This is a genomic window from Sphingobacterium lactis, from assembly GCF_051951495.1.
Taxonomy (GTDB): Bacteria; Bacteroidota; Bacteroidia; order Sphingobacteriales; family Sphingobacteriaceae; genus Sphingobacterium; species Sphingobacterium lactis_A.
This window is the reverse complement of record NZ_JBNHAS010000005.1, coordinates 206,791-227,820: the sequence shown is the minus strand read 5'-3', so window position 1 is coordinate 227,820 and position 21,030 is coordinate 206,791. Positions and strand designations below refer to the sequence as shown.

Here is a 21,030-nt window from a genome sequence, read left to right as displayed (position 1 = left end):
TTCGGTTATTTGCTTGTATAAAAATCCCAAGCTGCTTTGGCAACTTCAGCTATAATTTTGGCACTGTTTGCATCGCCTTCCGAAGACTCGCTCACTAAAACGCTAATGTAGAAAACCTTTGAATTTGGAAGTGTTACGACGCCAATGTCATTCGTTGCAGCAATCTCTCCAGTTTTTCTATTTCTTCCAGAGGTACCTGTCTTGTGCGCCACGATAGTGCCTTTGGGAAGAAGGTTGATAATACGGTCTTGCCCAGTTTTGGTTGCACGCATCGTATCCCATAGGAATTTATAGGATTCAGGAGAGAGTCGGTTCTCTTTATTGACATAATAATCATGCAGTACCTGATTGCTTGCACCTACAGTTGTCCAGTTTTCAAATTGTCGGTCCCAATTGGCTTGCTGAACTTCTTCAGTTAACTTGATATCGAAATTCTTATATCCTAAATCTTTAAAGTATTTATTGACCACTTCTGTACCTCCCAACAATTCAAATAGTATATCACAACCCACATTATCGCTTTCGGCTATGGTATAATACAGTATGTCGCTTAATGGAAGTTTAGTGCCGTTGGGGTATTTATCTTTTATCGGACTATATAGCTCTGTGGTGACTTTTGCCTTGCTGATTTCCACAACTTGATCTAGCTTCAATTTCCCCTTATCAACTTGATCTAAGACGGCGATCCCTAAATGAAATTTATAGGTGCTTTGAAAAGGAAAATGATGGTCTCCATTGAAGATTAAACTGTCGTTATAGGCTTGATTATGAATAGCAATTCCGACTTTTGCCTTGTATTTTTTAAGAATATTTTCAATTTGGGGTTTTAGTTCGGATAGCTTTTGTGCAAAAGATTGTTGCGAGAAAATCATCATGCTGATGAACAGGACAAGGAGACTGGAGTTTCTTTTCATATGTTGGTTTTTATCTAAAATAAAATAACGTGGATAGTGTTCGAAACGTATAATCAATTTATTGAAAATATAAAAAAAAGACGGTCATAGTTTGGATAACTATGACCGTCTTAAATATTCTGTTTTTAAGGTTAGCTAACCTCAGAAACACGAATAGTATTTGTTCTGCCTTTTGCATGAAGTGGGGTAGAAGATGTATTGATTACAATCTGTCCAGGTACCACTAATTGATGTTTTTTCAAAAGACCGTTTACATCTTGAATTGTACCATCGGTACTTTCGTATTTTTCGTAAATGAAGGTATTTACACCCCATACTAAACTCAAGGTACGTAATAGGTTTTTATTACCTGTGAATACATAAATGTCAGCATCAGGTCTGTAGCTGGAGATTTCCAAAGCTGTATATCCAGAAGCCGTCATCACCGCAATAGCTGATGCATTGGTTTTCTCTGCCAAGAAGATAGAAGAACTACAGATGGCATCAGGAATACGTGTTACATTTACTGTTCCAAGGGTTTCTTTTTCGCTATAGTATGGGTAAGAAGTTGCTTCTACATGGGTAATAACCTTCGCCATTGTCTCGATAACGATTTCTGGGAATTCACCAACGGAAGTTTCTCCTGAAAGCATCACGGCATCAGCACCATCAATTACCGAGTTGGCAACGTCGTTAACTTCAGCACGAGTAGGACGTGGTGTAGTGATCATACTTTCCAACATTTGCGTAGCGATAATTACTGGCTTGGAAAGGTTACGACATTTTTGAACGATGATTTTCTGTAAACCAGGTACTTCTTCCATTGGAAGTTCCACACCTAAATCACCACGAGCAACCATGATCGCATCAGTAGCTTCGATAATTGCATCGATGTTCTCAATTGCCTCTGGTTTTTCGATTTTAGCGATTACCTTAGCATGTGATCCTTTTTCTTTGATGATCTCTTTACATTGGTGAATATCTTCAGCCGAACGCACGAAAGACATCGCTATCCAATCTGCACCATGATCAAGAGCAAAGTTCAAGTTGTCTAGATCTTCTTCGGTTAAAGAAGGAATAGAAACTTTTGTATTAGGAAGGTTAACACCTTTTCTCGATGTCAAAATACCACCGTGTACAACCTCACATGTGACAGTATCCTTGTGGTTGGTGTTTAATACACGTAATTGTAGCTTTCCATCATCCAATAAGATGATTTCATTTTCTTTAACATCGTTAGGAAAGTTCTCGTAGGTGATGTAGATTTTCTTTTCATCACCGATTTGCTCATGAGTAGTAATTTCTACTGTAGTACCATTTACTAAGATCGCACCACCCTCTTTCATTTTACCAATACGGATTTTTGGTCCTTGTAAATCGGCTAATATTCCTACGTTGAAAGGGTTTTCTTGGTTGATTTCGTTGATGGTATTGATCACTTTTAAGTGGTCATCTTGGCTTCCGTGAGAGAAATTTAGGCGGCAAACATCGACACCTTTAGCAATCATTCGCGTAAGCACATCTTTTTTTGAAGAAGCTGGACCTAGGGTTGCAACAATTTTGGTCCGCTTTTTTAGTTTATCCATTTGAATAAATTTTAAATTTTTACACTCTATATATCATGACTGTAGATATTTTTTAGGGATATCATACAGTACTTAGGTTTATGTGTAGTTATTACACTATCTAATAATCTGCTAAAATATCAGATTTTCTTTAGATTTCAATGCAGTTGGGTCTATTTCTTTTACAAGTAAGACCTCAGGTATCTCTTTTATACTGTCCATAAGGTAGTCCAGATCTTCGGGATGGATAAAATGTTTTATGATCAGGAAGTAGTCAAAACTTACGATTTCCGGCAATAGGGTAGCCCCTTCGAGGGATTTATTGCTAAGCAGATAATACTCAAATTCGAAAGTTTGATTATGGTATCGATAAATCGTGAAGTGATTTCTCACTTTGGGTTTGTTTTTTTTGGCTTCATAGATAATGTGGTAGTCGAGTTCATTCTGCGGTTTGTCCTTTTTGTTACCGTTATGGTCTTTGTAATCCTCTTTGCCATTAATGAACAGGAGCCCTGTATGTTTATTTATGAAGTGTGCAAGTCGATAATCCCGGAGTGTAGAGCTAATACCTACCAAATTAAAATCTAGTTCTAAATCAAAGTCTGTTTCTAGTTTGAAGGTGATCTTACTCAATTTGGGATTTTGGATTTGTTTGGAACAAAAATAAGGAATAATGTGCGTTATATCGTCTTTTAAGATAAAATTATCATTAATTGTACATTAAGTTTGTAAAACTATTTTTCTTTTGTTATTATTGAATAAGGTTAAAAACTAGGGGTGTTAAAAACCAAACTAGGGCTAGCTTTGTTCTTTATTTGGTTCCAAAAGTCAAAAAGATTTGATTATTGGGGAAATTTATTTTTTCTTTGCACAGATTTATTAAACAATTAAACTAGAAAATCATGTCAGATATCGCATCAAGAGTAAAAGCAATTATCGTTGAAAAGTTAGGTGTAGACGAGAATGAGGTAACACCAGAGGCTTCTTTCACGAATGATTTAGGTGCAGACTCACTTGATACAGTAGAGTTGATCATGGAATTCGAGAAAGAATTCAACGTTGCAATTCCAGATGACCAAGCTGAAAACATCAGTACTGTAGGTCAAGCAATCGCTTACTTAGAAAAAAACGTTAACTAACTAATTTTATTAGGCCAAACATCATAAATGGAGCTTAAGAGAGTAGTTGTAACAGGATTAGGCGCACTTACACCCATCGGTAACACCGTTCCAGCGTACTGGGAGGGTTTGATCAATGGTGTAAGTGGAGCCGCTCCTATCACACATTTTGATGCGTCGAAATTCAAGACTCAATTTGCCTGCGAGGTAAAGGGTTTTGATCCCCATGATTTCATGGATCGTAAAGAGGCGCGCAAAGTTGATCCATTCGTACAGTATGCCATCGCTTCAACAGATGAGGCCGTAAAGGATGCTGGATTGGATTTTGATCAGTTAGACAGGAACCGGATTGGTGTAATTTGGGGATCAGGAATAGGTGGGTTAACTACTTTTACGGAAGAAGTTGCGAATTTCTCTAAAGGAGATGGCACCCCACGATTCAATCCTTTCTTTATTCCAAAGATGTTGGTGGATATCGCCCCTGGGCATATCTCAATGCGTCATGGACTTCGTGGACCTAATTTTTCAGCAGTATCTGCATGTGCATCTGCTACCAATGCAATGATTGATGCTTTTACCTATATCCGTATGGGGAGAGCCGATATTATTATCACTGGTGGTTCGGAGGCAACTGTAAATGAAGCTGGAATCGGAGGGTTCAACGCTATGCACGCACTATCAACCCGTAATGATGATCCAAAAACAGCATCTAGACCTTTCGATAAGGATAGAGATGGTTTTGTTTCAGGTGAGGGTTCCGGCGCTATCATATTAGAGAGTTTAGAACATGCCTTGGCCCGTGGAGCTAAGATCTACGCAGAGATTGTAGGTGGCGGTATGAGTGCGGATGCACATCACATCACTGCTTCCCATCCTGAAGGATTAGGAGCCAAATTGGCAATGACCATGGCGATCCAAGATGCAGGTCTAGATTTCTCTGACATTGATTATATCAATGTTCATGGTACATCAACACCAGTTGGAGATGTTAGTGAGACAAAGGCTATCGTAGATTTATTCGGAGAGAATGCCTACAAATTGAACATTAGTTCAACCAAATCGATGACAGGTCACTTGTTGGGTGCTGCGGGAGCTGTTGAAGCCATCGCATCGATCTTATCGGTACAGAACGATATCGTTCCACCGACAATCAATCACTTCACAGATGATCCAGAAATCGATAATCGATTGAATTTTACCTTCAATACCGCTCAGAAACGTGTTGTAGATGCAGCATTGAGCAATACCTTTGGCTTTGGCGGACACAACGCTTCCGTTATCTTCAAAAAGTATAAAGGTTAACATGGTATTTTATTTTATAAAGGACTAAGACTTTACTGATAGGTAGTTGAATTTTCAACTACCTATTTGTTATTTATTTGCATCATGCCCATCAAACAGGTCTATAACTTATATCTGTCTCCCAGTCGAACTTATGTACGTAAGCTAAAGAATCTCTTGGGCTTTGTCCCAGGGAATATTCGTTTGTATCAAATGGCTTTCCGACATAAATCTGTTGCGACTGTGGTGAAGGATGGTGTGAAAAATAGCAATGAGCGCTTGGAGTTCTTAGGCGATGCGGTATTAGGTTCCGTTATTGCCGAACTGTTATTCAAACTTTATCCGTACAAGGATGAAGGTTTTTTAACAGAGATGCGTTCAAAGATTGTCTCCCGGGCAAATTTGAATCAGTTATCTCGAAAATTGGGATTTAACGAAATGATCGAGTATGATGCTCGTATGATTAGTTACCCCAATAAACAAGGCTCCCTACTTGGGGATGCTTTTGAAGCTCTGGTCGGAGCAGTATACCTGGATCGTGGATACCAATTTACGCGTGAATTTCTCTTAACCCGAATCATTAAGCCACATGTGGATATCCATACTTTGGAAATCACAGAAACAAACTTTAAAAGCCGTTTAATTGAATGGTGCCAGCATAATGGTAAAGAGGTAGCTTTCTTACAGATTGAAAATCCAGAAGGAGAATCGAATAAGCTGTTTTCTGTCAAAGTCGTAGTGGATGGCAAAGACTGTGGGATTGGTCGTGACTTCAACAAGAAAAGTGCTGAAAAGCTTGCAGCAGAAAAAGCTTGTGAGTTCCTGAAGATTTTTGAGGTGGAATTGGCGTGATGAGGTGTTTAGATATGAGATGTTAGATATGAGATAGTAAGGGTGTTATAGCCCTTTTGTTTTTTGTGGGGGGTGGCTTGAATTGATTTAGATTTTTGATGGATTCATTAGAGATACATACAACCTTTAAAATATAAAATTAGCGATTAACGGTAGGGTCGAAGCAAGCTTCGACCGCTTATATAAAAATACCGTCTTAACCTGCATCTCCAATACAATTTTTTTTACCCGGCATATGTCTCCTTTCACACATCTCAAATCTCACATCAATTGCATATCTTTGCCGACATGGCATCAATAAAACCATCATTAGCTAAAGGAACACGTGATTTTACGCCCGTAGAAATGGAGAAGCGTAATCACATTTATAATACGTTGAAGACCATATTCAAGAAATATGGGTATTCGGAAATTCAAACACCTTCATTTGAAAACTTAAGTACCCTTACAGGGAAGTATGGGGACGAAGGGGATAAGTTGATTTTTAAAATCTTGAATTCTGGGGATTATTTATCTAAAGCTCCGGAGAAATTATTGGAGGAAAAGAATTCAGTAGCCTTGATTTCTTCGATTTCGGAGAAAGCATTGCGTTATGATTTGACGGTTCCATTTGCGCGTTATGTGGTGATGCATCAAAATGAAATCTCTTTACCATTTAAACGTTTTCAAATTCAACCAGTATGGCGTGCTGATCGTCCTCAAAGAGGTCGTTATCGGGAGTTCTATCAATGTGATGTGGATGTAGTAGGTTCTGATTCTTTGTTAAACGAAGCAGAATTTATCTTGATTTATCATGAGGCATTGACAAAGTTGGGTTTAAAGGATTTTAACATTAAACTGAATAATCGCAAAATCCTTTCGGGTATTGCTGAGGTAGTTGGTAAACCAGAGTTAATAGTGGATATGACTGTGGCTATCGATAAGTTGGATAAGATTGGGTTAGACGGAGTCAATAAGGAGCTTTTAGAGCGTGGATTTACAGAAACAGACTTATCTGTTCTGCAACCGATCATTGAACTTCGTGGAACAAACTTAGAGAAGGTAGCTTCTTTAAAACAAGTATTGGCAGGTTCTACCATTGGTTTGAAAGGAATCACGGAAATTGAGACAGTTTTTGAATACTTGAGAAAATTGGGACAGGCTCAGCTTCTAGAGAAAGAAGTGGAGTTGGATATTACCTTGGCGCGCGGTCTAAACTACTATACGGGTTGTATTTTTGAGGTAAAGACCAATGAAGTGCAAATGGGAAGTATTGGTGGTGGAGGTCGATACGATGATTTAACAGGAATGTTTGGTTTGAAGGATTTGACTGGTGTGGGAGTGTCCTTTGGTGCAGATCGTATTTTCGATGTACTAGAGGAGCTTAATTTATTTCCACCGAGCAATGCTGAGCGGACAAAAGTGTTGATTGTTAATTTTGATTCTGCATTGGAGGATTTCACCTTGCCTTTGTTGTACCAATTGCGTCAAGCAGGTATTGCAGCTGAATTATATCCAGCAGCAGTTAAGTTGAAAAAGCAAATGAGCTATGCCGATTCCAAGCAGATTCCTTTTGTCTTGTTAATAGGAGATGAAGAGGTGAGCTCAGGACAATTATCATTAAAAAACATGGATTCTGGAGAGCAAGAGAAATTGAACGTAGCAGCACTGATTGCCAAGTTAAGTTAATCTAGGATGAACAATATTTACAAAAAAACGACTTAAATAAGGTCGTTTTTTTGTTTGTTTAAGGCTTCATGATGAAAGGAAAATAGCATTTAAGGAAGCGCAAAGTGAATTATAGCGGTTATAAAGTGTATTTTCTACAAGACATATTGAAATAGAAGAAATGTAACCTAAAATTTATCCGAAATCTCGTTAAAATTGATTAAATTTGTGGTCAGTTTAGTAAAGAAATTCAATACTTAGAAATGAGTTCAACACCTATAACAAAAGAAACCTACCTGGAGTGGTATAGATCTATGCTGCTCATGCGCAAATTTGAGGAGAAGTCTGGACAACTATACGGACAGCAAAAAATCCGTGGATTTTGTCATTTATATATTGGACAAGAGGCAGTAGTAGCGGGCACCATGTCAGTTATTAAGCCTGAGGATTCCTTGATTACAGCATATCGTGATCACGCACATGCTTTAGCAAAAGGCGTTTCAGCGGATGCATGTATGGCAGAATTATTTGGTAAAGCAACAGGCTGTTCAAAAGGTAAAGGTGGTTCAATGCACTTTTTCTCGAAAGAGCATAAGTTCATGGGCGGACACGGTATCGTTGGTGGACAAATTCCATTGGGTGCTGGTATTGCATTTGCTGAGAAGTATCTAGGTACTGATAATGTGAACATCTGTTATATGGGTGATGGTGCGGTTCGTCAAGGAGCCTTCAATGAGACCTTGAATATGGCGATGTTATGGAAACTTCCTGTGATCTTTGTTTGTGAGAACAATGGTTATGCGATGGGAACTTCCGTAAAACGTACAACTAACATGTTGGATATCTATAAAATGGGCTTAGGTTTTGATATGCCTAGTGCACCAGTTGATGGTATGGATGTAGTTGCTGTTCACAATGCAATGGATGAGGCTGTTCAACGTGCTCGTGCAGGTGAAGGTCCAACATTCTTAGAAATCCGTACTTACCGTTATAAAGGACACTCTATGTCTGACCCGGCTAAATACCGTACAAAAGAAGAATTAGAAGAGTATAAAGAACGTGATCCACTATTAGCTGTTAAACACGCTATCGTTGAGAATAAATATGCTGACGATGCTTGGTTTGAGCAGGTAGATGCAGAAATTAAAAAGACCGTTGATGATTCTGTTAAATTTGCAGAAGAGTCACCGTATCCAGCACCTGAAGCCATCTATGAAGATGTTTATGTGCAACAAGACTATCCATTTATAATGGACTAATAATAGATAATTACTTTAACTCATATAGAACAATCCTAAGAAATGGCTGAAGTAGTAAGAATGCCTAAGATGAGCGACACGATGACAGAAGGTGTGATCGCAAAATGGCACAAAAAAGTTGGAGACAAAGTTAATTCAGGTGATTTAGTTGCTGAGATCGAAACAGATAAAGCTACTATGGACTTTGAGTCTTACCAAGAAGGAACATTATTATACATAGGACCTAAAGAAGGTGAAGCCGTGCCGATCGATGCAGTAATCGCGGTATTGGGTGATGAAGGCGAGGACTATGAAGCTTTATTAAAAGAAGATGGCGGTTCTGCTGCTCCTAAAACTGAGGAGAAGAAAGAAGAAGCCAAAGAAGAAAAGACGGAAGAGCCAGCAGCTGAGACTGGAAGTCAAGTAACTGCAGAAGATTTAGGCGTAACGGTAATTACCATGCCTTTATTGAGCGATACAATGACGGAAGGTGTTATTGCACAATGGAACTTCAAAGTAGGAGATACCATTAAATCGGATGATGCTATTGCTGATGTAGAAACTGATAAAGCGACTATGGAAGTTACAGCATACGCTGATGGTACTTTATTATATGTTGGTTTAGAAGCTGGTCAAGCTGCGAAGGTAAATGATATCATCGCGATTGTTGGTCCTGCAGGAACTGATGTAACCCCATTATTGAATCAGAAATCGGCTCCAGCTAAGGCTGAAGCAAAAGATACGAAGGAATCTGCTCCTAAAGCTGAGGCAAGTTCAGAAAAGGCAGCTTCAACTGAGGAAGCAGCTAGCAGTACTTCGGATGATTCACGTGTTAAAGCATCTCCTTTGGCTCGTAAAATTGCAAAAGAAAAAGGAATTGATTTAACTCAAGTAAAAGGATCGGCTGAAAATGGTCGTATCGTGAAGAAAGACGTAGAGAACTTCGTTCCTTCAGCTTCCACTTCATCAACAGCAGCTCCTGCAACAGCAGCAGCTAAACCAGCAGAAGCTGATGTGAAGACTATTTCTCTTCCAACATATGTAGGCGAAGAGCGTTATACCGAGAAACCGGTTAACCAAATGCGTAAAACCATTGCTCGTCGTTTATCGGAATCTTTATTCACTGCACCACACTTCTATTTGACCGTAAGTATCGACATGGACAATGCGATGGCTGCACGTGCGCAAATCAATGAAGTAGCACCTGTGAAAGTTTCATTCAACGATATCGTTATTAAAGCAGTTGCGATTGCCTTGAAACAACATCCAAATGTTAACTCATCTTGGTTAGGGGATAAAATTCGCTACAATGAGCACACGAACATAGGTGTAGCTATGGCCGTTGAAGATGGTTTATTAGTACCAGTAGTGCGTTTCGCTGATGGTAAGAGCCTTTCACACATCTCTGCTGAGGTAAAAGATTTCGCACAGAAAGCTAAAAGCAAGAAGTTGCAACCTTCAGATTGGGAAGGATCTACTTTTACAGTTTCTAACTTAGGAATGTTTGGTATCGATGAGTTTACATCGATCATCAACTCTCCTGATGGTGCTATCCTATCTGTTGGAGCTATTCAACAAGTTCCGGTAGTTAAAAATGGAGCTGTTGTTCCTGGTAACATCATGAAATTGACCCTAGGATGTGATCACCGAGTGGTTGATGGTGCAACTGGAGCTCAATTCTTGCAAACCTTAAAAGGATTGTTAGAAGCACCAATCCGTTTATTAGCATAACGTTTCTGGTCTCAGGACAGCTTAAAATAAAAAAGGGGTAAAGCGATTGTTTTACCCCTTTTTCTATATACGAATTTCTGGTTGAGAGCGTTTGTAAGTGGAGAAGAATTTACCGAAAAACAATTTCCGTTTAGGTTTTAAAAATATTACGCTAGTATTTATTAAAAGTAGCCTTGGATTTATTGTAATTTTTAGTAATAAGTGGTAATTTGTCCAATCATAAAAAAAGCGTAAAGTAAAATAGGAATAGAAGCGTGGTGTTAAAACGGTTGTTAATTTTAATGAATATTGGGGCATACTTTCTGGTGTCCTGCTCATCTCCTGAAGCGAAACAACAAGAGGTTAAAGTAAATCAGGCGAAACAAGATAGTATCAGCCTTGTGTATGACCCAGCAAAGGGTGATCCTCAGATTGATTCCTTTATGCAGAATCTGCATAAAAGGTCTGGATTCAACGGAAATGTCTTAGTGGCAAAGAAGGGCAAGATATTGTATGAAGGTTCATTTGGATGGGCAAATTATCTGTTAAAGGATAGTTTGAATATTGACTCGCAATTTGAATTGGCTTCAGCTTCTAAACCAATGACAGCTTTGGCAACATTGAAATTGGTGGAAGAGGGCAAATTGAAAATGGATCAGACAGTAAATGATTTTTACCCTGATTTCCCATTTCCAGGTATTACAATCAAGCAGTTGTTGTCGCATCGATCTGGCTTGCCCAACTATGTTTATTTTTCCGAAGAAGCATGGAAGGATAGAAAGAAAGCCATGACCAATCAGGATGCTATGAATTTGCTGATTGAGCATAAGCCTAATCGCTATGGTGCTCCTGATGGAAGATTCCATTATAACAATTCCAATTTTATGGTTTTGGCTTCTATAATTGAGAAAGTTACAGGTAAGGATTTTGCTGTCTATATGAAGGAAGCAATCTTTGATCCTGCTGGGATGAAACATACCAATGTTTATTCAAAAGCAGTATATGAAAAGATTCCGACGAAAGTAATTGGTCATGACAAGATTTGGAGACGTTCGGTGGTACAGAATTACCTGGATGGACCAGTTGGTGATAAGGGTATTTACAGTACAGTTGAAGATATGTACCTATTAGATCGCGCGATTCGGGATGGAAGAATACTTCAACAAGCGACATTAGATTCTGCCTATACGCCTAGAAGTGATTCAAAGCGAGGACTATTTAGCTATGGTTATGGATGGAGAACCTTCAGTCCGCCAGGCAATCCAGTTGTTTACCATACTGGCTGGTGGCATGGCTTTAAAAGTTTGTATGTAAGGGATTTGAAAAATGATGTGGTTATCGTCTTGCTTACAAATATGGCAAATGGAAGTTTGAATAACTTAGATAATTTGTATAAGATATTAGAAATACCTATTTTGAGACAAAATGCATATGATGCAAATGGCGAATTTGTTCATTAACAATTATAAGAATTTATGAAAAAAACCTTGATTTTAGGAGCGAGTACTAATCCAGCCAGATATTCGTATTTAGTGGCCAATAAATTGGTGAGAAAGGGTTTCCCGATTGTGAATGTTGGTCGGAAAACTGGGAAGGTTGCTGGAGTAGAGATCGAGCCTGCAGAGGAGATCCATACGGATATTGATACAGTAACCCTATATGTAGGGCCGCAAAATCAATCGGGATACTACGACTATATATTAAAAACCAATCCTAAACGGATTATCTTTAATCCAGGAGCTGAGAATAAAGAATTAGCCGACAAAGCCCGCGAACAAGGGATTGAAGTCGTTGAAGCCTGTACCTTAGTGATGCTAAATACAGGTCAGTTTTAAAAGAAAGAGGGGTGACCCTCTTTTTTTAGTATATAGATTTTAGTATTTAGTAATTAGACCTATGGTGCGATAGGTAGTGGGGAGAGATGTGGTTGTTTATAGTCTAGATATTGGATGCAGAAGTTGTAACTTTTGATCTGGTTATCCTTAAGATTATGTGTTGATCATGGTCTTTTTTTCTTTTTTATTTTTCCTTTCTCTATATTTTTTCCTGTATTGATTTTTGTAGTTCCATTAACTTCCAAAAACTAATTACATATTCCTTCTGTTGTTTTTGAAAAAATAATTTACTAACTATTTGATAGTTATAAAATTGTTTGTACTTTTGCAGTCCCTTAATGGGAGAAGTATGTCTTGAGCGAAGCCCTACTGCTTCGATGGACTTTTAATTAATTTATTTATAACATGTCAGGAATTATTGGTAAAAAAGTAGGAATGACCAGCCTGTTCAACGCTGAAGGGAAGAACATCCCTTGTACAGTAATCGAGGCTGGGCCGTGCGTGGTAACGCAGATACGTACGGTAGAAAAGGACGGTTATTCAGCTGTTCAACTTGGATTTGACGATGCCAAGGAAAAGAACACAACCGCACCTTTAAAAGGACATTTTGCAAAAGCAAACGTTAGTCCTAAGCGTAAACTAGTTGAGTTCAAGACTTTCGAAGACGAGAAGTCACTAGGAGACATTATTGATGTTACACTTTTTGAAGAAGGTGAGTACGTAGATGTAGTTGGTACTTCAAAAGGAAAAGGATTTCAAGGTGTTATGAAGCGTCACGGATTTGGTGGTGTAGGAGGTGCGACTCACGGTCAGCACAACAGACTACGTGCACCAGGTTCATTGGGAGCTTCTTCATGGCCTTCTAGAGTATTTAAAGGTACTCGTATGGCAGGTCGTACAGGTGGAGACAGAGTAAAAGTTCAAAACTTACAAGTATTGAAAGTTTATGCTGAGCAAAACCTAATCGTTGTTAGTGGTTCCATTCCAGGAGCTAAGGGTTCATATGTAATCGTAGACAAATAGTAGAGATGGAAATTAACGTATTTAATTTATCAGGTAAAGAAACAGGTGCCAAGGTGCAACTGCCTGAGTCAGTATTTGGTGTTACGCCGAACGACCATGCGATCTATTTAGATGTGAAGCAATACTTAGCGAACCAACGCCAAGGAACAGCTAAATCAAAACAACGTAATGAGATTGCGGGTTCAACTCGTAAACTACACAAACAAAAAGGTACTGGTGGTGCCCGTGCGGGTTCTATCAAATCTCCATTGTTTAACGGAGGTGGTCGTGTATTCGGACCGGTTCCTCGTGACTACAGTTTCAAATTGAACAAAAAATTGAAACAATTAGCACGTAAATCTGCATTATCTTACAAAGCTCAAGAGAACAATGTTGTTGTATTGGACGAAGTAAATTTCGATTCAATCAAAACTAAAAACTATTTAGCTCTTGTAAATGCATTAAACATCGCTGACGAGAAAACATTATTAGTGTTGCCAGCGTACAACAAAAATGTTTATTTATCAAGCAGAAACTTGAAGAAAGCAAAAGTAATCGTAGCATCGGATTTAAATACTTACGATGTATTGAACGCGACGAAATTGTTATTAACTACAGATTCTGTTAAAACTTTGGAGGAAGCATTCGCTAAGTAATATGGAAATTATTAAAAAACCTATTTTAACTGAGAAAGCTTCATTATTAACGGAAAAAGGAAACCGTTATGCTTTCAAAGTAGATCATAGAGCTAACAAGATTCAAATCAAAAACGCTGTTGAAGCGATGTTTGGAGTAAACGTAGTAGCTGTAAACACTGCAGTTGTTGCTGGTAAAGCGAAAAGCCGTTACACTAAAGCAGGATTTGTTTCTGGAAGAAGCCCGAAATATAAAAAGGCCATCATCACAGTGAAAGATGGTGAAACTATTGACTTTTACAGTACACTATAATAAGAAATGGCAGTTAAAAGATTCAAACCGGTTACCCCTGGTACTCGCTTCAGAGTAGGTGCTGATTATTCAGACGTTACAACTAACGTTCCTGAGAAATCATTAGTAGTTGGCATCAACAAGCGTTCAGGTGGTCGTAATAACTCCGGTAAAATGACTATGCGTTACATCGGTGGGGGACATAAAAAAGCATACCGATTAATTGATTTCAAACGCGATAAAAAAGATATCCCTGCAAAAGTTGCAACGATTGAGTATGATCCAAATCGTACAGCACGTATTGCCTTATTACACTATGCTGATGGAGAGAAGCGTTATATCATCGCTCCAGCAGGATTGACAGTAGGACAGACAGTCGTAGCAGGTGAGAATGTAGCCCCAGAAGTAGGAAACACGATGCCATTGGCAAACATTCCTTTGGGTTCAATCATCCACAACATTGAATTGAATCCAGGACAAGGTGGTTCCATCGCACGTTCTGCTGGTACTTACGCGCAATTATCTGCACGTGACGGCAAATACGCGATCATCAAATTGCCTTCAGGCGAGACTCGTATGATCTTATTAACTTGTGTTGCGACTATCGGTTCTGTATCGAATGCAGAGAAGTCTAACCAAGTATTAGGTAAAGCAGGTCGTAAGCGTTGGTTAGGACGTCGTCCACGCGTTCGTGGTGTTGCAATGAACCCGGTTGATCACCCTATGGGAGGTGGTGAAGGACGTTCATCTGGAGGTCACCCACGTTCACGCAATGGAGTTTTGGCGAAAGGTTACAAAACTCGTTACAAGAAGAAAACATCGAATCGTTACATCATTGAGAGAAGGAAAAAATAATGGCTCGTTCAATTAAAAAAGGTCCTTATATCGATCACAACTTAGAAGGAAAAGTTCTTTCTATGAATGAAACAAACAAGAAGTCAGTAATTAAGACTTGGTCTCGTAGATCAATGATTTCACCTGATTTTGTTGGCCATACCTTCGCAGTGCACAACGGGAATAAATTCATTCCAGTTTATGTAACAGAGAATATGGTTGGTCACAAGCTTGGTGAATTTGCGCCTACGCGTACTTTCAGAGGCCACGCAGAAAAGAAAAAATAATAGGTAATGGAAGCAACAAAAAAACTCAAAAAGTCTGTTTTAATTAAGCAGCGCAAAGAGCAGGAAAAAGCTCAAGTAGGAGGAGCTTCTACTGCCAAGTTATTAAACTGCCCTACATCGCCACGTAAAATGCGTTTAGTAGTGGATCTTATCCGTGGTCAGAAAGTAGAAACTGCACTTTACATCTTGAAACACACTGGAAAAGAAGCAGCGGTTCGCGTTGAGAAATTATTATTATCAGCAATCAAGAACTGGGAAGCTAAAAACGAAGGTGCATCTGTAGAAGATGGTGGCTTATTTGTAAAAGAAGTATCTGTAGGCGGTGGCCGTCAATTGAAAAGATTGCGTCCAGCTCCTCAAGGTCGTGGATACAGAATCCGTAAGCGTTCGAACCACGTTACTTTGGTAGTAGATAGTTTAAATAACGTTAATAACTAATAAATAAAAGAATGGGACAAAAAGCAAATCCAATAGGTAGCAGATTAGGGATCATCAAAGGATGGGATTCTAATTGGTTCGGAGGCAACAACTATTCTGATAAGTTAGTTGAAGACGAAAAAATCAGAAAATATCTTTCCGTTCGTATCGCGAAAGGTGGTGTAGCTAAGGTTGTTATTGAGCGTACGTTGAAACGTATCACCGTAACTATCCACACTGCACGGCCAGGAATCGTGATTGGTAAAGGTGGTCAAGAAGTTGATAAGATCAAAGAAGAGTTAAAGAAATTAACTAAGAAAGATGTTCAAATCAACATTTTCGAGATCAAACGTCCAGAACTAGATGCGAAATTAGTTGCGGAAGGTATTGCTAAGCAATTAGAGGCTCGTATTTCTTTCCGTCGTGCGATGAAGACTGCGATTGCATCTACCATGCGTATGGGAGCAGAAGGTATCAAAGTTATGTGTTCTGGTCGTCTAGGCGGTGCAGAGATGGCACGTACTGAGCAGTACAAAGAGGGAAGAACACCACTTCACACTTTGCGTGCAGATATCGACTACGCATTAGCAGAAGCATTGACAACATACGGTAAAATCGGTGTTAAAGTATGGATCTGTAAAGGAGAAGTATACGGTAAGAGAGATTTATCTCCAAACATCGGTCAAGCGTCAAACGTGAAATCACGTGGTGGAAACGAAGGTGGTTCAGACCGTCGTGAAAACAACCGTGGTGGCCGTCGTGACAACAACCGTGGTGGCCGTCGCGATAACAACCGTGGAGGAAAAAGAGATTAATTAATTAGAAGATTAAAATAAGTCTGTAGAAACAGATTTTAAATAAAATACGAACATGTTACAGCCAAAAAGAACGAAGTTCAGAAAGATGCAGAAGGGCCGCATGAAAGGTAATGCTTCACGCGGAGCGGAATTAGCTTTCGGTTCATTCGGTATCAAATCAATGGAGTCAGCATGGATCACTAGCCGTCAAATTGAGGCAGCTCGTATTGCCGTAACACGTTATATGAAACGTGAAGGTCAAGTATGGATCCGCATTTTCCCTGACAAGCCAGTTACCAAGAAACCTGCAGAGGTACGTATGGGTAAAGGTAAGGGTGCTCCAGAATATTGGGTAGCTGTAGTGCGCCCAGGCCGTATGTTATTTGAAGCAGAAGGCGTTCCATTGGAAATCGCTAAAGAAGCATTACGCTTAGCTGCTCAAAAATTACCGGTTCAAACGAAGTTTGTTATACGTAGAGACTACGTAGAAGCATAATAATCGTCGGTAATGTCACACGTTTAGCCTTACTGCCGTTACCAGTAAGGCATTCTAAACCAAGTGATAACCCGGCACAACAAATTGAAAAATGAAAAATTCAGAAATCGTAGAATTATCAACTGAGGATTTAACAGCACGTCTTGTAGAAGAGAAAGCTGCCTTAAACAAATTGAAATTTGCACACGCTGTTTCTGCTATTGAAAACCCTAACGTGATCAAAGCAGCTCGCAAGACTATCGCTCGTATCTCTACTGAGATCTCTAAGCGTTCTAATGCAGCAAAATCTGAAACAGCCTCTGAGGCATAAAAATTAAGTCGAAATGGAAAGAAATTTAAGAAAAACAAGAATCGGCTTGGTAGTTAGCAACAAAATGGATAAATCCATCGTAGTGGCTGTAGAGCGTAAAGTAAAGCACCCTATTTATGGTAAATTCGTTAAGAAAACTACTAAATTTAAAGCTCATGACGAAACAAATACCTGCGGTATCGGCGATACGGTATTAATTATGGAAACTCGTCCGCTGAGTAAAACTAAGAACTGGAGATTAGTAGAAATTTTAGAAAGGGCTAAATAATGGTACAACAGGAATCAAGACTAAATGTAGCTGACAATAGCGGTGCTAAAGAAGTTTTAGTAATCCGTGTATTGGGCGGAACGCGCAAGCGTTATGCATCTATCGGTGATAAAATCGTTGTTACCGTTAAGAGTGCATTACCTTCTGGAAACGTGAAGAAGGGATCAGTTTCTAAAGCTGTAGTAGTTCGTACGAAAAAAGAAATCCGTCGTAAAGATGGTTCTTACATTCGTTTCGATGACAACGCTGCAGTATTGTTAAATAATAACGATGAACCACGCGGAACACGTATCTTCGGCCCAGTAGCTAGAGAGTTGCGTGAGAAACAGTTCATGAAGATTGTATCACTAGCACCGGAGGTTTTATAATTATGGCACAGAAAACACAAAAAACTACGCACAAAATCAAAATCAAAAGAGGAGATTTAGTGAAAGTTATCGCTGGTAACTCTAAAGGTGTTCAAGGAAAAGTATTGCAAATTTTAGTGGATGCTAACAGAGCAGTAGTTGAAGGCGCTAACCTTGTTAAAAAACACACTAAACCTAGCGCAGCTAATCCTAATGGTGGTATCATTGAGAAGGAAGCTGCTATCAACATCTCAAACTTGGCTTTAATTGATCCTAAAACGGGTAATACTACTCGCGTAGGTCGTAAAGTTAATGCTGATGGAAAATTAGTTCGTTACGCTAAAAAATCAGGGGAGGAAATCAAATAATGACATACGCACCAAGATTGAAGGGCAAATATGCGGATGAGATCCGTGCAGCTCTAAAAGAAAAGTTTCAGTACAAAAGCGTTATGCAAGTTCCAAAACTGGAGAAAATCATTGTTTCCCAAGGTATCGGAGCTGCAACAGCTGATAAGAAATTAATCGATAATGCAATTGCAGAATTGACATTGATTACTGGTCAGCAAGCAGTACCTACGAAATCGAAGAAAGATATCTCTAACTTCAAATTACGTAAAGGTATGCCTATCGGAGCACGTGTAACATTGCGTGACACGACCATGTACGAATTTTTAGATCGTTTGATCGCTGTTTCCTTACCACGTATTCGTGACTTCCGTGGAATCAACGATAAAGGATTTGATGGACATGGAAACTACAACTTAGGTATCATTGAGCAAATCATCTTCCCAGAGATCAACATTGACAAGATCAACAAGATCCAAGGTATGGATATCACTTTTGTTACCTCAGCAAAGAATGACATTGAGGCATTAGAATTATTGAAACAATTCGGCTTACCATTCAAAAACCAAAACACGAACAACAATGGCTAAAGAAGGAATCAAGGCGCGTGAAGTAAAGCGTCAGAAATTAGTAGCAAAATTTGCAGAGAAACGTGCAGCTTTAAAAGAAGCTGGTGATTACGCTGCATTAGACAAATTGCCTAAGAATGCTTCTCCAGTACGTTTGCACAATCGTTGTAAATTAACTGGTCGTCCAAAGGGTTATATGCGTCAATTTGGTATCTCTCGTGTAACATTCCGTGAGATGGCTTTAGATGGAAAAATCCCAGGGGTGAAAAAAGCTTCTTGGTAATTCATAAAAAATTTATACTTTTGCCCGGATAAATCGCGAAAAGCGATTTATCGGGTTTTTTTTGCATTGCAATATTTTTTAACAGATAACAGGTCTGATCCTTAGGTTAGTATCGGAAACCGTTATCATAATTTAATACAATAATGAATACAGATCCAATAGCGGATTACCTTACCCGAGTAAGGAATGCCATCAAGGCCAACCACAGGGTTGTTGAAATTCCTGCATCGAACCTTAAAAAAGAAATCACAAAAGTTCTTTTCGACAAAGGTTACATTGCTAATTACAAATTTATTGAAGAAGGTCCTCAAGGTTCGATCAAAATCGCTTTGAAATACCACCCAATTAGCAAAGTACCGGCTATTCGCACATTGACACGTGTGAGTAAACCTGGTTTAAGAAAGTATGCAAGTGTTGACAACTTACCTCGTGTATTGAACGGATTAGGAATTGCAATTTTATCGACCTCCAAAGGAGTAATGTCTGATAAGGAAGCTGCTGTTCAGAATGTTGGTGGCGAGGTTTTATGTTACATTTATTAATCTAGGAAAAAAACACAAAGATGTCAAGAATTGGAAAAGCGCCTATCGCTATCCCTTCGGGAGTATCGATTTCAGTATCAGACAAGAACCTGATCACTGTTAAAGGGCCTAAAGGTGAATTATCACAACAAGTGGACCGCGACATTACGGTTAAAGAAGAAGATGGTAACATCGTCGTAACGCGTCCTACAGAACAAAAGAAACACAAAGCCTTACATGGCTTATACCGTGCGTTGATTAACAACATGGTAGTAGGAGTAACCGAAGGGTACAAAACTACGCAAGAATTAGTGGGTGTTGGTTACCGTGCTTCAAACACTGGTAATACTTTAGAATTAACTTTAGGATTCTCTCACCAGATTGTATTCGTATTGCCAAAGGAAATCACTGTAACTACAACTGCTGAAAAAGGTAAGAACCCAACAATCACGTTGGAGTCTACTGATAAGCAATTGATCGGTCAAGTAGCGGCTAAAATCCGTAGCTTCCGTAAGCCAGAGCCATACAAAGGTAAAGGTATCAAGTTTGCAGGTGAAGTATTAAGAAGAAAAGCAGGTAAATCAGCTAAAAAATAATAACGATGGCAGGAATTAAATCAGCTCGTAGAGAGCGAATCAAAAAAGGAATTAGAAAACACCTTGCTGGATCGACAGAACGTCCACGTTTGACAGTTTTTAGAAGTAATAAAGGAATTTACGCACAGATCATTGATGATGTAAATGGTAAAACTTTAGTATCTGCATCTTCAAGTTCTAAAGAGTTTGCTGCATCAGGAAACAAAGTAGATCAATCTAAAGCTGTTGGTAAATTGGTTGCTGAAAAAGCGATCGCAGCAGGAATTAGCAAAGTAGTTTTTGACCGTAACGGGTATTTATACCATGGCCGTATTAAATCATTGGCTGATGGTGCTCGCGAAGGCGGTTTAGACTTTTAATCAATTTAGAAAATGGCATTAAGCAATATTAAAAGAGTAAAATCAAGCGAAATTGAATTAAAAGATCGCTTAGTAAGCATCCAACGTGTAGCCAAAGTAACTAAAGGTGGTCGTACATTTAGTTTCTCCGCTATCGTTGTAGTTGGTGATGAAAACGGAATCGTAGGTTACGGATTAGGAAAAGCTAAAGAGGTAACAGAGGCGATCACTAAAGGTATCGACGATGCGAAGAAAAATCTTGTGAAAGTTCCTATTATCAAAGGAACAGTTCCTCACGAGCAATATGGTAAATATTCAGGTGGTTCAGTTTTGATTAAACCAGCTGTAAGTGGTACAGGAGTTCTAGCAGGTGGTGCAATGCGTGCTGTGTTAGAGTCTGCAGGTATCAAAGACGTATTGGCAAAATCATTAGGATCATCTAACCCACACAACGTGGTTAAAGCAACAATTGATGCATTAGCAAGCATGCGTGATGCATACACAGTTGCTCAACAGCGCGGTGTCGATTTAAACAAAGTATTTAACGGTTAA

General features: G+C 39.1%; 29 protein-coding genes. 26 read left to right on the top strand and 3 right to left on the bottom strand.

Translation table 11 applies throughout. From position 1 onward, the window contains the following. Positions 1-5: 5 nt before the first annotated feature. From bla to ACP6L2_RS16535, 3 genes are all read right to left on the bottom strand, one after another. On the bottom strand, positions 6-914 hold the full coding sequence (gene bla / locus ACP6L2_RS16545; RefSeq protein WP_440510369.1) for a class A beta-lactamase, subclass A2: 909 nt from the start codon (positions 912-914) through the stop codon (positions 6-8). Between the two features lie 131 nt (positions 915-1,045). Continuing rightward, on the bottom strand, positions 1,046-2,479 hold the full coding sequence (gene pyk / locus ACP6L2_RS16540; protein WP_344675088.1) for a pyruvate kinase: 1,434 nt from the start codon (positions 2,477-2,479) through the stop codon (positions 1,046-1,048). Between the two features lie 111 nt (positions 2,480-2,590). After that, a complete protein-coding gene (locus tag ACP6L2_RS16535; protein WP_440510368.1) occupies positions 2,591-3,091 on the bottom strand; it encodes an IPExxxVDY family protein in 501 nt (166 codons plus the stop codon). 269 nt (positions 3,092-3,360) lie between these two features. Here ACP6L2_RS16535 and ACP6L2_RS16530 point away from each other — a divergent pair, with 269 nt between their 5' ends. The 26 genes from ACP6L2_RS16530 (at position 3,361) to rpsE (ending at position 21,030) form a co-directional block, all read left to right on the top strand. Continuing rightward, complete coding sequence (locus ACP6L2_RS16530; RefSeq protein ID WP_079643602.1) at positions 3,361-3,597, top strand: acyl carrier protein; 237 nt, start codon at positions 3,361-3,363, stop codon at positions 3,595-3,597. A 27-nt stretch (positions 3,598-3,624) separates the two neighbouring features. Next, a complete protein-coding gene (gene fabF, locus ACP6L2_RS16525) occupies positions 3,625-4,878 on the top strand; it encodes a beta-ketoacyl-ACP synthase II (protein ID WP_344675085.1) in 1,254 nt (417 codons plus the stop codon). A gap of 84 nt (positions 4,879-4,962) precedes the next feature. Continuing rightward, a complete protein-coding gene (gene rnc, locus ACP6L2_RS16520; protein WP_440510367.1) occupies positions 4,963-5,709 on the top strand; it encodes a ribonuclease III in 747 nt (248 codons plus the stop codon). 288 nt (positions 5,710-5,997) lie between these two features. Further along, a complete protein-coding gene (gene hisS / locus ACP6L2_RS16515) occupies positions 5,998-7,377 on the top strand; it encodes a histidine--tRNA ligase (RefSeq protein ID WP_440510366.1) in 1,380 nt (459 codons plus the stop codon). Between the two features lie 242 nt (positions 7,378-7,619). Beyond that, a complete protein-coding gene (pdhA, locus tag ACP6L2_RS16510; RefSeq protein ID WP_440510365.1) occupies positions 7,620-8,615 on the top strand; it encodes a pyruvate dehydrogenase (acetyl-transferring) E1 component subunit alpha in 996 nt (331 codons plus the stop codon). A 42-nt stretch (positions 8,616-8,657) separates the two neighbouring features. Beyond that, entirely contained in the window at positions 8,658-10,325 is a 1,668-nt protein-coding gene (locus ACP6L2_RS16505) for a 2-oxo acid dehydrogenase subunit E2 (RefSeq protein WP_440510364.1), read from the top strand. Between the two features lie 281 nt (positions 10,326-10,606). After that, complete coding sequence (locus ACP6L2_RS16500; protein WP_440510363.1) at positions 10,607-11,764, top strand: serine hydrolase domain-containing protein; 1,158 nt, start codon at positions 10,607-10,609, stop codon at positions 11,762-11,764. A 15-nt stretch (positions 11,765-11,779) separates the two neighbouring features. Further along, entirely contained in the window at positions 11,780-12,139 is a 360-nt protein-coding gene (locus ACP6L2_RS16495; RefSeq protein ID WP_344675075.1) for a CoA-binding protein, read from the top strand. Positions 12,140-12,544: 405 nt separating this feature from the next. Beyond that, positions 12,545-13,162, top strand: a complete 618-nt coding sequence (gene rplC / locus ACP6L2_RS16490; protein ID WP_344675074.1) for a 50S ribosomal protein L3 — start codon at positions 12,545-12,547, stop codon at positions 13,160-13,162. 5 nt (positions 13,163-13,167) lie between these two features. Then, entirely contained in the window at positions 13,168-13,797 is a 630-nt protein-coding gene (gene rplD / locus ACP6L2_RS16485) for a 50S ribosomal protein L4 (RefSeq protein WP_344675072.1), read from the top strand. A gap of 1 nt (position 13,798) precedes the next feature. Next, the gene (gene rplW / locus ACP6L2_RS16480) at positions 13,799-14,089 is read left to right on the top strand and encodes a 50S ribosomal protein L23 (RefSeq protein WP_344675071.1); all 291 of its coding nucleotides are present in this window, start codon (positions 13,799-13,801) and stop codon (positions 14,087-14,089) included. 6 nt (positions 14,090-14,095) lie between these two features. Beyond that, on the top strand, positions 14,096-14,923 hold the full coding sequence (rplB, locus tag ACP6L2_RS16475) for a 50S ribosomal protein L2 (protein WP_344675070.1): 828 nt from the start codon (positions 14,096-14,098) through the stop codon (positions 14,921-14,923). Further along, positions 14,923-15,189 (top strand): 30S ribosomal protein S19, encoded by a 267-nt coding sequence (gene rpsS / locus ACP6L2_RS16470; RefSeq protein ID WP_021189653.1) that lies wholly within the window; start codon positions 14,923-14,925, stop codon positions 15,187-15,189. The genes rplB and rpsS overlap by 1 nt, the downstream gene beginning before the upstream one ends. A gap of 6 nt (positions 15,190-15,195) precedes the next feature. Next, a complete protein-coding gene (gene rplV, locus ACP6L2_RS16465; RefSeq protein ID WP_344675065.1) occupies positions 15,196-15,627 on the top strand; it encodes a 50S ribosomal protein L22 in 432 nt (143 codons plus the stop codon). Positions 15,628-15,638: 11 nt separating this feature from the next. Further along, positions 15,639-16,421: a 30S ribosomal protein S3 gene (gene rpsC, locus ACP6L2_RS16460; RefSeq protein WP_440510362.1), complete on the top strand. Its 783-nt coding sequence runs from the start codon at positions 15,639-15,641 to the stop codon at positions 16,419-16,421. A 55-nt stretch (positions 16,422-16,476) separates the two neighbouring features. Next, a complete protein-coding gene (gene rplP / locus ACP6L2_RS16455; RefSeq protein WP_344675061.1) occupies positions 16,477-16,899 on the top strand; it encodes a 50S ribosomal protein L16 in 423 nt (140 codons plus the stop codon). A 91-nt stretch (positions 16,900-16,990) separates the two neighbouring features. Continuing rightward, positions 16,991-17,209, top strand: coding sequence for a 50S ribosomal protein L29 (gene rpmC / locus ACP6L2_RS16450; protein WP_440510361.1), 219 nt, complete (start codon positions 16,991-16,993; stop codon positions 17,207-17,209). A gap of 13 nt (positions 17,210-17,222) precedes the next feature. Continuing rightward, entirely contained in the window at positions 17,223-17,477 is a 255-nt protein-coding gene (rpsQ, locus tag ACP6L2_RS16445) for a 30S ribosomal protein S17 (RefSeq protein ID WP_099370336.1), read from the top strand. After that, a complete protein-coding gene (gene rplN / locus ACP6L2_RS16440) occupies positions 17,477-17,845 on the top strand; it encodes a 50S ribosomal protein L14 (RefSeq protein WP_002997484.1) in 369 nt (122 codons plus the stop codon). The genes rpsQ and rplN overlap by 1 nt, the downstream gene beginning before the upstream one ends. A 2-nt stretch (positions 17,846-17,847) precedes the next feature. Further along, positions 17,848-18,192 (top strand): 50S ribosomal protein L24, encoded by a 345-nt coding sequence (gene rplX / locus ACP6L2_RS16435; RefSeq protein WP_344675058.1) that lies wholly within the window; start codon positions 17,848-17,850, stop codon positions 18,190-18,192. Further along, the gene (gene rplE / locus ACP6L2_RS16430) at positions 18,192-18,761 is read left to right on the top strand and encodes a 50S ribosomal protein L5 (protein WP_440510360.1); all 570 of its coding nucleotides are present in this window, start codon (positions 18,192-18,194) and stop codon (positions 18,759-18,761) included. The genes rplX and rplE overlap by 1 nt, the downstream gene beginning before the upstream one ends. Beyond that, positions 18,754-19,023 carry a 30S ribosomal protein S14 gene (rpsN, locus tag ACP6L2_RS16425; RefSeq protein WP_344675056.1) on the top strand — a complete coding sequence of 90 codons (270 nt, stop codon included), beginning with the start codon at positions 18,754-18,756 and terminating at the stop codon, positions 19,021-19,023. Before rplE ends, rpsN begins: the two co-directional genes overlap by 8 nt. Positions 19,024-19,166: 143 nt before the next feature. Continuing rightward, entirely contained in the window at positions 19,167-19,565 is a 399-nt protein-coding gene (rpsH, locus tag ACP6L2_RS16420) for a 30S ribosomal protein S8 (RefSeq protein ID WP_099365470.1), read from the top strand. Between the two features lie 20 nt (positions 19,566-19,585). Further along, complete coding sequence (gene rplF / locus ACP6L2_RS16415; protein ID WP_440510359.1) at positions 19,586-20,140, top strand: 50S ribosomal protein L6; 555 nt, start codon at positions 19,586-19,588, stop codon at positions 20,138-20,140. A 5-nt stretch (positions 20,141-20,145) separates the two neighbouring features. Continuing rightward, entirely contained in the window at positions 20,146-20,499 is a 354-nt protein-coding gene (gene rplR, locus ACP6L2_RS16410; protein WP_344675054.1) for a 50S ribosomal protein L18, read from the top strand. 12 nt (positions 20,500-20,511) lie between these two features. Further along, positions 20,512-21,030, top strand: coding sequence for a 30S ribosomal protein S5 (rpsE, locus tag ACP6L2_RS16405; RefSeq protein WP_344675053.1), 519 nt, complete (start codon positions 20,512-20,514; stop codon positions 21,028-21,030).

What these genes read in the sequence shown, in the direction of transcription:
- bla (WP_440510369.1), bottom strand. Translation starts at nt 914, where the DNA reads ATGAAAAGAAACTCCAGTCTCCTTGTCCTGTTCATCAGCATGATGATT.
- pyk (WP_344675088.1), bottom strand. Translation starts at nt 2,479, where the DNA reads ATGGATAAACTAAAAAAGCGGACCAAAATTGTTGCAACCCTAGGTCCA.
- ACP6L2_RS16530 (WP_079643602.1), top strand. Translation starts at nt 3,361, where the DNA reads ATGTCAGATATCGCATCAAGAGTAAAAGCAATTATCGTTGAAAAGTTA.
- fabF (WP_344675085.1), top strand. Translation starts at nt 3,625, where the DNA reads ATGGAGCTTAAGAGAGTAGTTGTAACAGGATTAGGCGCACTTACACCC.
- rnc (WP_440510367.1), top strand. Translation starts at nt 4,963, where the DNA reads ATGCCCATCAAACAGGTCTATAACTTATATCTGTCTCCCAGTCGAACT.
- hisS (WP_440510366.1), top strand. Translation starts at nt 5,998, where the DNA reads ATGGCATCAATAAAACCATCATTAGCTAAAGGAACACGTGATTTTACG.
- pdhA (WP_440510365.1), top strand. Translation starts at nt 7,620, where the DNA reads ATGAGTTCAACACCTATAACAAAAGAAACCTACCTGGAGTGGTATAGA.
- ACP6L2_RS16505 (WP_440510364.1), top strand. Translation starts at nt 8,658, where the DNA reads ATGGCTGAAGTAGTAAGAATGCCTAAGATGAGCGACACGATGACAGAA.
- ACP6L2_RS16500 (WP_440510363.1), top strand. Translation starts at nt 10,607, where the DNA reads ATGAATATTGGGGCATACTTTCTGGTGTCCTGCTCATCTCCTGAAGCG.
- ACP6L2_RS16495 (WP_344675075.1), top strand. Translation starts at nt 11,780, where the DNA reads ATGAAAAAAACCTTGATTTTAGGAGCGAGTACTAATCCAGCCAGATAT.
- rplC (WP_344675074.1), top strand. Translation starts at nt 12,545, where the DNA reads ATGTCAGGAATTATTGGTAAAAAAGTAGGAATGACCAGCCTGTTCAAC.
- rplD (WP_344675072.1), top strand. Translation starts at nt 13,168, where the DNA reads ATGGAAATTAACGTATTTAATTTATCAGGTAAAGAAACAGGTGCCAAG.
- rplW (WP_344675071.1), top strand. Translation starts at nt 13,799, where the DNA reads ATGGAAATTATTAAAAAACCTATTTTAACTGAGAAAGCTTCATTATTA.
- rplB (WP_344675070.1), top strand. Translation starts at nt 14,096, where the DNA reads ATGGCAGTTAAAAGATTCAAACCGGTTACCCCTGGTACTCGCTTCAGA.
- rpsS (WP_021189653.1), top strand. Translation starts at nt 14,923, where the DNA reads ATGGCTCGTTCAATTAAAAAAGGTCCTTATATCGATCACAACTTAGAA.
- rplV (WP_344675065.1), top strand. Translation starts at nt 15,196, where the DNA reads ATGGAAGCAACAAAAAAACTCAAAAAGTCTGTTTTAATTAAGCAGCGC.
- rpsC (WP_440510362.1), top strand. Translation starts at nt 15,639, where the DNA reads ATGGGACAAAAAGCAAATCCAATAGGTAGCAGATTAGGGATCATCAAA.
- rplP (WP_344675061.1), top strand. Translation starts at nt 16,477, where the DNA reads ATGTTACAGCCAAAAAGAACGAAGTTCAGAAAGATGCAGAAGGGCCGC.
- rpmC (WP_440510361.1), top strand. Translation starts at nt 16,991, where the DNA reads ATGAAAAATTCAGAAATCGTAGAATTATCAACTGAGGATTTAACAGCA.
- rpsQ (WP_099370336.1), top strand. Translation starts at nt 17,223, where the DNA reads ATGGAAAGAAATTTAAGAAAAACAAGAATCGGCTTGGTAGTTAGCAAC.
- rplN (WP_002997484.1), top strand. Translation starts at nt 17,477, where the DNA reads ATGGTACAACAGGAATCAAGACTAAATGTAGCTGACAATAGCGGTGCT.
- rplX (WP_344675058.1), top strand. Translation starts at nt 17,848, where the DNA reads ATGGCACAGAAAACACAAAAAACTACGCACAAAATCAAAATCAAAAGA.
- rplE (WP_440510360.1), top strand. Translation starts at nt 18,192, where the DNA reads ATGACATACGCACCAAGATTGAAGGGCAAATATGCGGATGAGATCCGT.
- rpsN (WP_344675056.1), top strand. Translation starts at nt 18,754, where the DNA reads ATGGCTAAAGAAGGAATCAAGGCGCGTGAAGTAAAGCGTCAGAAATTA.
- rpsH (WP_099365470.1), top strand. Translation starts at nt 19,167, where the DNA reads ATGAATACAGATCCAATAGCGGATTACCTTACCCGAGTAAGGAATGCC.
- rplF (WP_440510359.1), top strand. Translation starts at nt 19,586, where the DNA reads ATGTCAAGAATTGGAAAAGCGCCTATCGCTATCCCTTCGGGAGTATCG.
- rplR (WP_344675054.1), top strand. Translation starts at nt 20,146, where the DNA reads ATGGCAGGAATTAAATCAGCTCGTAGAGAGCGAATCAAAAAAGGAATT.
- rpsE (WP_344675053.1), top strand. Translation starts at nt 20,512, where the DNA reads ATGGCATTAAGCAATATTAAAAGAGTAAAATCAAGCGAAATTGAATTA.